13 protein-coding genes are annotated in these 12,798 nt (G+C 40.9%); 8 read left to right on the top strand and 5 right to left on the bottom strand.

Features of this window, described 5'->3' with window-relative positions; all coding sequences use genetic code 11:
* Positions 1 to 107: 107 nt before the first annotated feature.
* Positions 108 to 398 carry a hypothetical protein gene (locus H6G08_RS18360; protein WP_190545499.1) on the bottom strand — a complete coding sequence of 97 codons (291 nt, stop codon included), beginning with the start codon at positions 396 to 398 and terminating at the stop codon, positions 108 to 110.
* A gap of 254 nt (positions 399 to 652) precedes the next feature.
* On the opposite strand from H6G08_RS18360, the gene H6G08_RS18355 reads away from it, so the two are divergent.
* The 7 genes from H6G08_RS18355 to H6G08_RS18325 all read left to right on the top strand — a co-directional run bounded on the left by H6G08_RS18355 (position 653) and on the right by H6G08_RS18325 (position 8,367).
* Positions 653 to 1,561 carry an alpha/beta fold hydrolase gene (locus H6G08_RS18355; protein ID WP_190545497.1) on the top strand — a complete coding sequence of 303 codons (909 nt, stop codon included), beginning with the start codon at positions 653 to 655 and terminating at the stop codon, positions 1,559 to 1,561.
* Between the two features lie 81 nt (positions 1,562 to 1,642).
* Positions 1,643 to 2,377: a glutathione peroxidase gene (locus H6G08_RS18350; RefSeq protein ID WP_190545496.1), complete on the top strand. Its 735-nt coding sequence runs from the start codon at positions 1,643 to 1,645 to the stop codon at positions 2,375 to 2,377.
* Between the two features lie 134 nt (positions 2,378 to 2,511).
* Complete coding sequence (locus tag H6G08_RS18345) at positions 2,512 to 2,826, top strand: hypothetical protein (protein ID WP_190545494.1); 315 nt, start codon at positions 2,512 to 2,514, stop codon at positions 2,824 to 2,826.
* 638 nt (positions 2,827 to 3,464) lie between these two features.
* Entirely contained in the window at positions 3,465 to 4,031 is a 567-nt protein-coding gene (locus H6G08_RS18340) for a phycobiliprotein lyase (protein WP_190545492.1), read from the top strand.
* A 169-nt stretch (positions 4,032 to 4,200) separates the two neighbouring features.
* Positions 4,201 to 5,631, top strand: a complete 1,431-nt coding sequence (locus H6G08_RS18335; protein ID WP_190545490.1) for a sensor histidine kinase — start codon at positions 4,201 to 4,203, stop codon at positions 5,629 to 5,631.
* 8 nt (positions 5,632 to 5,639) lie between these two features.
* On the top strand, positions 5,640 to 6,065 hold the full coding sequence (locus H6G08_RS18330) for a response regulator (protein WP_190545597.1): 426 nt from the start codon (positions 5,640 to 5,642) through the stop codon (positions 6,063 to 6,065).
* Between the two features lie 13 nt (positions 6,066 to 6,078).
* Positions 6,079 to 8,367: a hybrid sensor histidine kinase/response regulator gene (locus tag H6G08_RS18325; RefSeq protein ID WP_190545488.1), complete on the top strand. Its 2,289-nt coding sequence runs from the start codon at positions 6,079 to 6,081 to the stop codon at positions 8,365 to 8,367.
* 137 nt (positions 8,368 to 8,504) lie between these two features.
* Here H6G08_RS18325 and H6G08_RS18320 read toward each other — a convergent pair whose 3' ends face one another.
* Entirely contained in the window at positions 8,505 to 9,803 is a 1,299-nt protein-coding gene (locus tag H6G08_RS18320) for a cation:proton antiporter (RefSeq protein ID WP_190545486.1), read from the bottom strand.
* 33 nt (positions 9,804 to 9,836) lie between these two features.
* Positions 9,837 to 9,986 carry a hypothetical protein gene (locus H6G08_RS18315; RefSeq protein WP_190545483.1) on the bottom strand — a complete coding sequence of 50 codons (150 nt, stop codon included), beginning with the start codon at positions 9,984 to 9,986 and terminating at the stop codon, positions 9,837 to 9,839.
* A 360-nt stretch (positions 9,987 to 10,346) separates the two neighbouring features.
* Between H6G08_RS18315 and H6G08_RS18310 the strand changes: the two genes are divergently transcribed.
* A complete protein-coding gene (locus tag H6G08_RS18310) occupies positions 10,347 to 10,967 on the top strand; it encodes a LuxR C-terminal-related transcriptional regulator (protein ID WP_190545482.1) in 621 nt (206 codons plus the stop codon).
* 184 nt (positions 10,968 to 11,151) lie between these two features.
* Here the strand turns inward: H6G08_RS18310 and H6G08_RS18305 are convergent, their stop codons facing one another.
* Together H6G08_RS18305 and holA are read right to left on the bottom strand one after the other, a co-directional pair.
* Positions 11,152 to 11,715, bottom strand: a complete 564-nt coding sequence (locus H6G08_RS18305; RefSeq protein WP_313942045.1) for a DUF4168 domain-containing protein — start codon at positions 11,713 to 11,715, stop codon at positions 11,152 to 11,154.
* Positions 11,716 to 11,758: 43 nt separating this feature from the next.
* Positions 11,759 to 12,748: a DNA polymerase III subunit delta gene (gene holA, locus H6G08_RS18300; RefSeq protein ID WP_190545480.1), complete on the bottom strand. Its 990-nt coding sequence runs from the start codon at positions 12,746 to 12,748 to the stop codon at positions 11,759 to 11,761.
* Positions 12,749 to 12,798 lie beyond the last annotated feature (50 nt).

The raw sequence follows: 12,798 nt of genomic DNA, 5'->3' as shown, positions 1-12,798 counted from the left end.
AGTTACAGATAATCCCTGCTCCCTGCTACCCTGCCTCTTCTCCCTGCTTCCTTGCCTCTTCCCCTTTGCCAAGAAAGCAATAATATATTTTTTTAATTAAAAATCCCTTATCTGTCTGCTTCCTCTGCTTCCTCTGCTTTCTGCACCAGCTTTGCAACTTTCGCCTGAACTTGCTGGATTCTTTCCCTAGCCTGTCTAGCTTCCTCCTTAGCCTGTAGAGCTTTTGCCTTAGCCTGCTGAGTTACCTGAGTAATCTTTCTCGCTTCTTCCCTGGCTTGTTGTGCTTCTTCACTGTCTAAATGGACTTCTCGAACACACCACCTGATTCTTTCATCCAATAGCGGCTCTGAAAGAATGACTGGATTTGGCGCGTGCCAATCATCAGCACTGTTAGACATTACAGAAGTAAAGGCAATTCTTTGAGAAATTTTTTGCTCATAACATAAGCTTAGTCGATCTATGAGCTGCTAGTATCAAAAGATTTGCAAAAACTCCTAATTTATCCTTTGTCACGATTTAGATAAGCAGTTTTACGCACCTGGGTAGATGCGATCGCCGCTCTATTCATGGTAGCTGGAATGAATTATCCCAAATTGTATGTGCGGAGTCACCCCGTCCCTATGAGTTGTTACTTACAAATGACCAATGACAAATGACCAAATCTAATACTCAATTTTACACTTGGCAAAATTATCGCTGTGCTTACGAAATTCAGCAACCAAATAATTCTTCACCTCAAGGTATACCCTTATTACTAATTCATCCTGTTGGCGTAGGTTTATCGCGGCAATTTTGGCAAAGATTTTGTCGAGAATGGTATCAATCTGGACAGCAAAACCAAATATATAATCCTGATTTATTAGGATGTGGTGAAAGTGATATGCCCCATGTAGCATACAATCCCGATGATTGGGCAGAGCAGTTAAATTACTTTTTGCAAAATGTAATTCAAAAACCCGTAATTATCTTAGTACAAGGTGCTTTATTCTCGATTGCTATTAAGTTAGTGCAAAAATCACCCCAGTTAATTCACTCCTTAATATTTGCTGGCCCTCCAGCTTGGGCGACTATTACGAAAACAGCACCAAAATGGCAACAAAAACTTGCCTGGAATCTCTTTGATTCACCTTTTGGTAAAGCTTTTTATCTTTATGCACGCACGCCAAAATTTTTGCGCTCTTTTTCAACCCGGCAACTTTTTGCTTCCGGCGATACTGTAGATGCAGAATGGTTAAATGCGTTATTAGCGGGTGCAGAAAATACTGCTAATCGCCATGCAGTCTTTTCATTTTTAGCGGGATTTTGGCGACAAGATTATAGTCAAGAAATTGCGTCTATTCATCAACCGACATTAGTTGTCGTTGGGGAACAAGCCTCAAGTATCAGCCGCGAAGGTAAAGCCGAAACCCCAGACGAACGCCTAGCAGATTACCTCGCCTGTTTACCTCATGGACGGGGAATCAAACTAACTGGGCGTAATGTTCTACCATATGAATCGACTGCTGAATTTGTAGCTGCGATCGCACCTTTTATCGCTGAACCTGCTGGTAGCCGCTCCTAGCTGGTAAAATTATACACTTATTGACATTTAGACTAGCGATCGCCTCATACTATCCATTGATTGATAATTTTCGGAGGTATTATGCTGTCAAATCGCCGAGGACAAAGAGTCCCCAATGTGACATTCCGTACTCGTCAAAACAATCAGTGGGTAAATATCACCACTGACGATTTGTTTGCTGATAAAACAGTCGTTGTCTTCTCCTTACCAGGCGCTTTTACTCCAACTTGTTCCTCTACCCACCTACCAGGTTATAACCAGTTGGCGAATGTGTTTAAAGAAAATGGTGTTGATGACATTGTTTGTATTTCCGTCAACGACGCCTTTGTCATGAATGAATGGGCAAAAGACCAAGAAGCTAGTAATATCATTTTAATACCTGATGGTAACGGTGAATTTACCGAAGGTATGGGAATGCTTGTAGATAAATCAGACCTGGGCTTTGGTAAACGCTCTTGGCGTTACTCCATGCTGGTTAAAGATGGTGTAATTGATAACATGTTTATCGAGCCAGAAGAACCAGGAGATCCCTTTAAGGTATCTGATGCGGAAACCATGCTCAGATATATTAATCCCCAAGCAGTGAAGCCAAAACTAGTGTCTTTATTTGCAAAAGTAGGTTGTCCTTACTGTGCGCGCGCTAAAGCTTTACTCAAAGAACACGGCTTAAATTATGAAGAAATTGTCTTAGGTAAAGATGTAACTACTCATTCTTTAAAAGCAGTTACAGGTGCAACAACAGTACCCCAAGTATTTATTGATGGACAATTAATTGGTGGTTCGGAAGCTTTAGCAGCTTATTTTGGTGAATCATAGTTTATAGTCAATAGTCAATAGTCAATGGTGAAAAATTGTTGGCTGTTGACTGTTGACTTTTGATTGTGGTTACTGAGAGTTTCAAGAAGTTGGGAATTTTGAGCAACCTATTTTTTTATAAGTTTTACAGTTAAATGAATATACGTAAAATAATCCTTTTAATTACTTTGGTTATCCCCGGTTTAGCAGTGGTAGGGGTATCGCTTTATTGGTTTATTTTAGATTATGCAGCATTAGGAAAGGCGGAAAATTATATAGAACAGTTGGCACGAAATAAGCAAGCGAGTGATAGACAATTAGATTATGCCTATCATCGCACTTTAGCTCATCGGATTAATGTATTTGCTGATGGTACTTGGGGATTAATTGGCGGACTAATTACTGGACTTGGTATACATGGAATAGCTACTATTCAAGAGCAATCTCAGAGTAAAAATAAAGCAGAATAATTTGTAATTTGTAATTACAGCAGATTGCCAGTTGGTGAGGTACAGATGGGGAGCATCCCAAATGTGCAAAAACGCCCTCACCCTATAAGGGTGGGGCTAGAAATACGAAGCCTGCCTTCGCAGGCTATCAAACTTTTAGCCTGCGAAGACAGGCTTTGTTGGTATAGCAATACCCTTGAAGGGTATTGCGTCAAAATTGGGATGCTCCCTACAGATGAGCGTTGATTGTAGGGGTACTGGCACTGCCATGCCTCGAAGCGCGTACTGTCACAAGAGGCAGGGGAGCAGGGAGCAGGGAGCAAGGGGGAAGGCTTGGAACGAAGCTTGGACTCCGCCCCAGTAAGAGCGCCCTAGAAGGGCGGGGCTTGATACCCGTGTTCCGCTCCGCTCCACGGCTCCAGGGTAGGGGACTGCTCCCTGACAGGTGTAGGTATTTTACGATCAGGAAAAGTTGCGGGAATAGAACTCATCAACAGGCGTGGGAGGAAATGAACTCCAGCGATGAAGATGAATTGATATACCGTCAGCTGCCCCCTGCCCCCTGCTCCCTGCCCCCTATCCCCTAACTTTAAAGCACACCTCCTGCTACCTTGTAATAAGTGGGATGTTCAGCATTTTGATGCAGGTGAGTTTCAGTCATGAATATAGAAGAGTTTTTTGAGTTAAGCGCTGGTAAATGGTTTTCCCATCGTACCAGCCATATTTTGGCTTCTAAGGAATCAGAAAGCGGTAAATCAAATATCATCATTGAAATGCTGACAGCAGATCTTCCAGAAGTGATGAAACTGTGTCAAATCAATGAAGTGAATCCCAGTCATGTTGGTTGTGCGATTAAAGTTACTGGCAGTAGTGCGATCGCGGGTGATAAAGAAAAACACAGTGGCACTAATATACTAGTCTCAATACCCGATGCCGATAACCCCAATCAAGGTAAATTTCTTTGGGATAAGGGTAATGCAGAAAAAGCTTCTGTGGCGGGACGTTATCAACTCGGTAGTGACGAAGCTTTAACACTAACTATAGAATCGGAAACCATTTCCACACAGGAGCGTCTCTGGTTTGCTAGCCCTAACTTGCGGATGCGGGTAAGTGTAATCAAACACCAGGGCGGCTATAGCTTGACTTCTTTCACATCAGAAATTCGCATGGGTGGCGCTCCCGCAACCGCGAAGGCTGCACCAGCAGCTAATACCGCCTCCAGTTAGCTTTCTGACAGTTTTTCTCCGTGCCATGTGCCTCTGCGGTTATATTAACTTTTAAACCGCAGAGACGCTGAGAACACAGAGTAAGTGTAGTATCCACTATATTTAGATTTTGTTTTTAATATTTACTCCTGCGTATTATTACAGCAATTAATGTAATGAATCAAAAAGCATGAACCCAGAGAGATTAGCCCGACTGCGGGATTTATGTCGCGATGAAGCCGCATTTGCACAGCTACAGCAAATCCTGGGAGATGAAATTCAAAATTTACAGCAAGAAATAAATCAAGCAAATTTCCAAATCCAGCGACAAAAAGCATTATTTCGCGTCATTACTCGCCTGCGTCAACCAATCGACTTAGAGACAATTTTTCAAGCCACAGCCACAGAAGTGCGCCAACTCTTAGCCGCAGACAGGGTGGGGATGTTTCGTTTCTACCCAGATTCTCATTGGGATGATGGCGAATTTGTGTCTGAGGATGTAGATCCAGCATTTCCCTCGGCTATGGCGCAAAGAATCCACGATCATTGCTTTGGCGATCGCTTTGCCGTTCAATATCAGCAGGGACGAATTCAAGCTGTGGCAGATATTGATAATTATGGACTGAGCGATTGTCACGTTCAAGTGTTAGCGCAATTTCAAATTAAAGCTAACTTAGTAGTACCTTTGTTACAAGGTGATAACCTTTGGGGATTGTTATGTATTCATCAATGCCGCGCGCCGCGAGAATGGCAAGCTACAGAGATTGAATTTGCCACAGAAATTGCCAGTCACCTAGCTGTGGCGCTGCAACACGCCGAACTTTTAGCTGATGTGCAAGCAGAAGTACAAGAACGCCAGCAGGCTGAAAAAGCAGTTATTAGCCTCAACCAAGGATTACAACGGGCAATTGTGGAACTACAAGCAGTAAATAAAGAATTGGAAGCTTTTAGTTACTCCGTTTCCCACGATTTACGCGCCCCCCTCCGCAGTATTGATGGCTTTAGTCAGGCGCTTTTAGAAGATTACCAAGATCAGATAGACGATACAGGAAAAGACTATCTCCAGCGCATCCGGTCAGCTACACAACGCATGGGTCAATTGATTGATGACTTACTCAATCTCTCCCGATTAATGCGTAGCGATATGCAGTTAGAAACTGTAGATCTCAGTTCATTGGCGAGGAGAATCGGCACAGAGCTACAAGAAAGCCACCCTGAGCAACAGGTTGAGTTAATCGTGCAACCAGGGTTAACGGCTCAAGGAGATAGCCGACTTTTACAAATGCTATTGACAAATTTACTCGATAATGCATGGAAATTTACTTCCAAACACGATCGCGCTAAAATCGAATTTGGCGTAATAATTTCAAAAACTGGCATTCCCGTGTATTTTGTTCGCGATGATGGAGCGGGCTTTAATATGGCCTACACAAACAAACTATTTAGCCCCTTCCAACGACTGCATCGAGTAGATGAATTTCCCGGAACCGGAATCGGGTTAGCCATAGTACAACGCATTGTCCATCGACATGGCGGTCGCGTATGGGCAGAAGGATTGGTTGAACAGGGAGCTACTTTTTACTTTACATTAGTAGCAGATGAGGCTGGAGCACAAGCGTGACCAATAAAATGATTTTGCTGGTAGAAGACAATCCTGATGACGAAGCTTTAGCTATTCGCGCACTCAGGCGCAATCATATCAGTAATGAGATAATCGTAGCCCGCGATGGTGTGGAAGCTCTCGATTATTTATTTGGTACTGGAGTTCACTCTGGCCGAGATATCAACATAAAACCGACTGTAATTTTGTTGGATCTCAAGTTACCCCGGATTGATGGTTTAGAAGTATTGCGTCGTTTACGGGAAGATAAACGCACTAACTTGTTACCTGTAGTCGTTTTAACTACTTCCAGTGAAGAAAAAGATTTAATTCATAGTTATAGCTTGGGGTGCAACAGTTATATCCGCAAACCCGTAGATTTTATTCAATTTACGGAAGCAGTCCGACAACTAGGAATGTACTGGTTATTAATGAACGAAGTGCCGCCCATTTAGAGACTAAGTCAAGATGCACCCCCACCTGCGTGTTTTGATTGTTGAAGATTCGGAAGATGATACGCTCCTACTGGTTAGAGAGCTACGTCGGGCTGGATACAATTTGCATTATGTCCGGGTTGATACCGCAGATGAAATGGAAGCAGCACTCAATCAACAATTATGGGATATTGTGATTGCAGATTATAGTCTACCTGCCTTTAGCGGTTTAGATGCTTTAAAGGTTGTGCAAAAACGCAAGCTAGATATACCATTTATCATTGTTTCCGGTACAATTGGCGAAGATATTGCTGTAGCGGCGATGAAAGCGGGAGCGCACGACTATCTCATCAAGGGTAACCTGACTCGCTTAGTCCCAGCTGTAGAACGAGAATTACGGGAAGCGGAAGAACGGTATAAACGCCATAGTGCAGAACAGGCTTTTCAGGAAAGCGAAGACCGTTTCCGTACACTTTGTTCTTCAGCACCTTTGGCTATCTTCCAAACCGATGCGCAAGGACAGCTGACTTACAATAATCCTTTATGGTATGAAATTTCTGGCTTAAGTACGCAACAGAGTTTAGGCGAAGGTTGGACGCAAGCAATTCACCCCCAAGAACAAGCTGCGGTGGTTGCAGATTGGCAAGAAACTGTATCAAAACAAAGTACTTGGGTGCAGGAATTCAGGCTGCTAAATCCTCAAGGTGAGGTAAGGTGGGTACGCGCCCTTGCTAGTCCGATGTATTCCGCAGATGAAAGATTTTTAGGTCATGTAGGTACAGTTGAGGATATTACCGATCGCAAATTAGCAGCACAGAAAATCTACGAGCAAGCTGCACTACTAGATATTTCTATTGATGCGATCGCAGTTTGTGACCTAGAAAATAATATCTTATTTTGGAATAAAGGCGCTGAACGTCTTTATGGCTGGACAACCGCCGAAGTCTTTGGTAAAAATGCCGCGAAACTGTTATTTAAATCTGGAGACACTGCACCACCCTTTGTGGAAATACAGACAATATTAGCCACAGAAGGTAAATGGCAAGGCGAGTTACAGCAAGTCACAAAAGATAGTAAAAACATCATCGTTGAAAGTCGTTGGACAATGATGCGCGATGAAGCTGGTAACCCCAAATCTATTTTGACATTGAGTACAGATATTACCCAGAAAAAACAATTAGAAGCTCAATTTCTCCGCGCTCAACGTTTAGAAAGCTTAGGTACTCTTGCTAGTGGTATCGCCCACGATTTTAACAACATCCTCACGCCAATTTTAGCCACTGCCCAACTCCTACCCTTGAAATTTCCCCATCTCGATGAAAGTACGCAGCAATTATTACAAATACTTGAAAGCAGCGCCCGACGAGGTGCGGATTTAGTCCAGCAAATTCTCTCATTTACACGCGGAGTTGAAGGTAGTCGTTCTATAGTCCAATTGCGACATTTACTATTAGATGTAGCTCAAGTTACCCAACGCACCTTTCCCAAATCTATTGAAACTAAAACTGATATTACTCCTAGCTTGTGGACAGTTTTTGCCGATGCTACTCAACTGCATCAAGTGTTAATGAACTTGTGTGTAAATGCCCGTGATGCCATGCCAAATGGGGGCACGCTCTATATTAATGCCGAAAACCTTTGGTTAGATCAAAATTATGCAGCGAGTATGCATGTTGATGCCAAAGAAGGTTTTTATGTTGTCATCACCATTGCGGATACTGGTACAGGAATTCCCCCAGAAATTATGGAGCGAATTTTTGATCCATTTTTTACCACTAAAGAAGTTGGTAAAGGTACCGGTTTAGGACTTTCCACCGTCATGGGTATTATTAAAAACCACAATGGTTTTGTGACTGTATACAGCGAAGTTGATCGAGGAAGCTGTTTTAAAGTTTATTTACCCAGTCGAGAAATTGCAGAAACCAACGCAGTCACACATACAGAATTACCAAATGGTAATGGTGAATTAATTTTAGTTGTTGATGATGAAGTCTCAATTTGTGAGATTGCGAAAACTACTTTAGAAAGCCATAATTACAGAATTATTACTGCTAGCGATGGTATTGGCGCGCTAGCACTTTATGCCCAGCATATAGATGAAATTAAACTGGTATTAATGGATATGATGATGCCAGTAATGGATGGTGCTAGCACAATCATGATGTTGCAACGCATGAATCCAAAAATACAAATTATTGCCATGAGTGGACTCATGTCCTATGAATCTCCTGCGCAAAAGCAAGATTTAGGTATTCGCGAATTCTTAGCCAAACCCTTTACAGCACAAATTTTACTCAATACCCTACAAAAGGTTCTGGCTTAGAAGAGACAAACAATTCAAAATTCAAAATTCAAAATTCAAAATTAAGAATTCTATTTGACTTTTGCCCAATGCCCAATGCCCAATGCCCAATGCCCCATGCCCCATGCCCCATGCCCCATGCCCCATGCCCCATGCCCTTATTCAAACTCATCAATTGTTGCTGGAATATGCGGTTTTGTCTCTTGTGCAATATTGCGCTCATACCAATTCATTAAGGGAGTCGCGCTAATTCCATGCACAATTACCGAAACTACAATTGTCGTGTAAGTTATCCAAGCAATTTGTTCGGCAACATTACCTTTTAAACCATTACCATAGGCGTAGGCTAAATAATATAAAGAACCTACACCACGAATACCAAACCAACCAAATAACCAACGGGTTCCCGAATGTAGGGTGCGGCGCGGAGAATTGAGCGGACGTTTACCGATGGTACTAATCCAAACACCGACTGGTCTAATTACTAAAAATAATAAGATTATTATTAGTAAAGATTGCATTGCATAATTAACTATTGGCTTGAATAATAATATTGACCCCAATAGTAAAATTGTGCCCACTTCTAGCAGCTTTTCTAATCGTTCAATAAATTCTAGTTGTGCTAATGGTTTTTCTGGATCTTGATAACTGTGTTGTGCAACTAAGCCAGCAACAAATACTGCTAAAAATCCATATCCATTAACTACCTCTGTTAATGCATAAGTGATAAAAATCATGCTGATGGCGATAAAATCTTCCATCAAATTATCAGCACGCCGCCGTCTTTGAATTTTTTTATCTAACCAAACTATAGCTTTCGCCACTATAATTCCCATGACTATACCAGAAGCGATCGCCCAAATTAAATCTACTAATAACCAATCTCGCAACCAATTATTCCAATTGCTATCTTTGAGGGTATAAATACCAAAATATACAAAGGGAAATGCTAAGGCATCATTCAAACCACCTTCAGAAGTTAAACCAAAACGTAGCTCATCTTTGTCATTTGTATCTGTTATTTGAACTTCCGAAGCGAGAACCGGATCGGTAGGTGCAAGAATGGCTCCTAATAAAATAGCTGCTCCCCAATCCATCCCTAGTAAAAATTTACCGACAAAAGCTATAGCAAAAATAGAAATTGGCATTAAAAAGCCAATTAAGCGCGCTGTAATATCCCAAATCCCTAATTTAAATGGTCTGACTATTTTTAATCCACAGCTAAATACAGAAATAATCACTACAAGCTCGGTGATTCTTTCCAAAAATTCCGCATTAAATACATCATTACGGCGTAATTGAATCAACCCTACACCATAAGGGCCTAAAAAAATTCCTACTAAAAGATAGATTAAGGCAAAGGAAAGCGGTAACCGAGAAATCCACCCTGAGCCTAATGTAACTATTAGCAAAAGTAGACCAATGACTAGTAAGTCAAGAATATAAACATCTACCATAGCTATTTGTATAAAAATTTAACTGATGCTTTGTCAGTGTAGTAGCGATCGCACTGGCGACTTAATCACCTGGGGAGAGATTTTGTCAAAATAATTAACAATAATTTCTACCTCTATTAGCTGAAGACAACCCATATCCTCAAAGAATGACTGCTTGTCTCCAATGTTTTCTATACTATCCATCAACACATTGATGTCCCTACACCCCGTAATTTTTTACTCACTATTGGCGAGAAAATCTCTTTTAAGAGTCAACAGTCAACAGTCAGCAGTCAACAGTCAGCAGTCAACGCTATTTTCCAGTTATCCTCCTATGTATCCGAAATAGATCACGGAAGAGTTGTATATAAATTATGTAGTCAACAAGACTCTAGATACTCAGACTATCAGCACTGAGAGTGTTAATGATATCAATAACACTATTATCTAGTGATATCTGCATAATAATAAATTATCTTTATTCAGCAGAAATTAGCAGTGCATAAATTTAGTCAGGGTAACCTATGAAATCAATAGTTAATACTTTGTAGATTCGTTCGTTCTATGGCTACTATCACCAAAACTTCCCTATCAGCAACAGTTAAAGCAACTCAACTAGATAAGATTGATTATTTTGAATCGCTGCAAGCTAATTTATTACAAGCAGTGATTGAAAATCTCGGAGATGGACTGTTAATTTTGGACGAGCGCGGTAAATTATTTCATGCAAATGCATCTGGATTAACAATCTGTAGTCAATTAAATCAAGAAAAACACCAGGCGAATTTTATTCACCCGGTGATTGAAGAGCTTTGCAAGTCTTTAAGAGAAAATTACAGATTTACTACCGATCATCCAGTTATTCTTTCGGATGAAATTGTCGTAAATCAGTCAAAAGTTTTCCGCGTGCGGGTGAGATTGCTAAATTTAAATGTTGTCCATAATTCTTGTTTTTTAGTCACGATTGAAAATCGCTGTGAGTCTTTGAAAAATGTCGCGTTTTCTGAAATCAGAAAATACGATTTAACGCCGAGAGAAGCGGAAATTTGGTCTTTATATAGAAGGAACTATAGCTATAAAGATATCGCTGCTAAATTGTACATCACGATCAACACGGTCAAGAAGCATATGAAGAATATTCATGCTAAACGTCAAGCTTGTCAGACTATTCAGGATAGTTATTAGTCATTTGTCATTTGTCATTTGTCATTTGTCATTTGTCATTTGTGAGCCACTGCGTTGGATGGGTTCAGAGGCGTTCCCGCAGGGTAGCAAGTGGCGTCATTGGTAAGGGTTTCACGCATATTGACTTTTTGCTACATAGTGGGTGCAATTACCAAATTATCTGCTAGATTGTGACTTTTATTGCTTAAGGAGCTGCTGAAGCTTTTTGTAAGCGGATTAATGCATTGGAAACTTGGCGTTTTAAGTTTTCATCTTTTTGAATATCTACAGTAATTTGGTTAAATCGCTCAATGGTTAAATTATTATCTTCGACTATTTTCTGGGAGTGTTTACAGTAATTAACGGCGATACCTTGAGCTTTTTTTGGTAGAGCGCTTATGCTTTTAGGATCGTTACAAACTATTTGGGGGATTTCTCTTCCACCCATCAATTTTTTAATGTCATCAAAGGCTTGTTGACGAGCAGGTTCCATTGCTAATACTGCTTGAGCATAGCTATTGATTTCATTACTGTTAACTGGTGATGGACTTTGCGCATTAGCTTTAGTGCTAAATATTAGCACGCTAGCGATTAAACCTGTAGTAGCGATCGCACTATAAGACAATGTTCTGGAAAACATTTGCTTTAAGCTATCTCGAAAAAATAAATTAGCAGTTTTTTGCATATAACCTGTGACACAGAACTCAGTAGGGATATGATATTCGCTCTGAATTATTTTAGGAGTAAGAAGTTCCAGAAATTTTTTCATCCATGAAATTTTTATATAATCCTGGAAATTTTTATATTTTGTGTCAGTTTCTCCGAGAGACTTGACAAAGTTCTATCACTTTTGTCTGCATTGTAGCTATATCGGAATATCCTTGTTTGAGGCTGACTTCTAATTCTAGCAACAAGGGTAAAATACTGATTAGTTGCTGTACAGAGAGAGATTTGACTTCTTGCTGTAAAAAATAAATACGTTTGGGGTTCCCAACTTCTGCTGCTTTAGCGATCGCATCCGGATTTCGCTCGCCACTTTCCATCATAATTTTTACCCATAGCCAGGTGCGAAATTGACCAATCAAGGTTGCAACTATCCGCAAACCTGGCTCGGAAGCATTCATCAAATCGTTTAAGGTAGTTAAAGCCTTAGCCGTATCGCCAGTTCTAATGGCTGCGGCTAACTGTAAGCTATTTTGTGTAGTATTTCTGATTAATTTTGTAATAATTGCTACATCTAAAGGCTGATTATTTCCAGCCCCATACAAGCGTAATTTTTCCATCTCATTGTAGAGGAGTCTTGTATCATTACCAACAGACTCAGCAATTAATTCCACAGCTTTAGGTGTCAATTTTACACCCAAACTTTGGGCAGCTTGATTGACAGCTTGTACTAGTAACTCTGTTTTCCAAGGGGGAATCAAGGGAAATTCGCGAAACTCGGTAGCGAACTGCTTTAATGTTTTTGTTGCTTTTAAGCGTTCGTCGGGTTTGTTACGACTGGTGAGCAATAAAAATGAGTTTTCGGGGATGACAGGTAAGGTGCGCGTTAGTTCAGCTAACACATTATCTGGACAATGCTGACATAGAGTAGTATTAACTAACCAGACTAATCTCCCACCAGCGCCAAAGCTGGGTGTCATCGCTTGATTTAACGCTTGAATCACTGCATCATCTCGATCTGGGAGAAAGGAAGTATAGTTAAAACTTGTCCATAAAGGATCGAGAACGCGATCGCTTAATGCCGACACCGCCTTTTCTATGGCAAAATCATCTTCACCCCAGTAAACGTAAATTGGCATGGAAAAACCTCAGTTCTTCTCTTTTTCACCCTATCATGAGGCAGGGGGGC

It is taken from the genome of Calothrix anomala FACHB-343 (genome assembly GCF_014696435.1).
Lineage (GTDB): Bacteria > Cyanobacteriota > Cyanobacteriia > Cyanobacteriales > Nostocaceae > Aulosira > Aulosira anomala_A.
This window is presented reverse-complemented; position numbering and strand designations above follow the sequence as displayed.

Bases quoted from the DNA above. Each gene is read 5' to 3' on its own strand.
- H6G08_RS18335 (WP_190545490.1), top strand. From the start codon at position 4,201: ATGAACCCAGAGAGATTAGCCCGACTGCGGGATTTATGTCGCGATGAA.
- H6G08_RS18345 (WP_190545494.1), top strand. From the start codon at position 2,512: ATGAATATACGTAAAATAATCCTTTTAATTACTTTGGTTATCCCCGGT.
- H6G08_RS18310 (WP_190545482.1), top strand. From the start codon at position 10,347: ATGGCTACTATCACCAAAACTTCCCTATCAGCAACAGTTAAAGCAACT.
- H6G08_RS18340 (WP_190545492.1), top strand. From the start codon at position 3,465: ATGAATATAGAAGAGTTTTTTGAGTTAAGCGCTGGTAAATGGTTTTCC.
- H6G08_RS18355 (WP_190545497.1), top strand. From the start codon at position 653: ATGACCAAATCTAATACTCAATTTTACACTTGGCAAAATTATCGCTGT.
- H6G08_RS18305 (WP_313942045.1), bottom strand. From the start codon at position 11,715: ATGAAAAAATTTCTGGAACTTCTTACTCCTAAAATAATTCAGAGCGAA.
- H6G08_RS18325 (WP_190545488.1), top strand. From the start codon at position 6,079: ATGCACCCCCACCTGCGTGTTTTGATTGTTGAAGATTCGGAAGATGAT.
- H6G08_RS18320 (WP_190545486.1), bottom strand. From the start codon at position 9,803: ATGGTAGATGTTTATATTCTTGACTTACTAGTCATTGGTCTACTTTTG.
- H6G08_RS18330 (WP_190545597.1), top strand. From the start codon at position 5,640: ATGATTTTGCTGGTAGAAGACAATCCTGATGACGAAGCTTTAGCTATT.
- H6G08_RS18315 (WP_190545483.1), bottom strand. From the start codon at position 9,986: ATGGATAGTATAGAAAACATTGGAGACAAGCAGTCATTCTTTGAGGAT.
- H6G08_RS18350 (WP_190545496.1), top strand. From the start codon at position 1,643: ATGCTGTCAAATCGCCGAGGACAAAGAGTCCCCAATGTGACATTCCGT.
- H6G08_RS18360 (WP_190545499.1), bottom strand. From the start codon at position 398: ATGTCTAACAGTGCTGATGATTGGCACGCGCCAAATCCAGTCATTCTT.
- holA (WP_190545480.1), bottom strand. From the start codon at position 12,748: ATGCCAATTTACGTTTACTGGGGTGAAGATGATTTTGCCATAGAAAAG.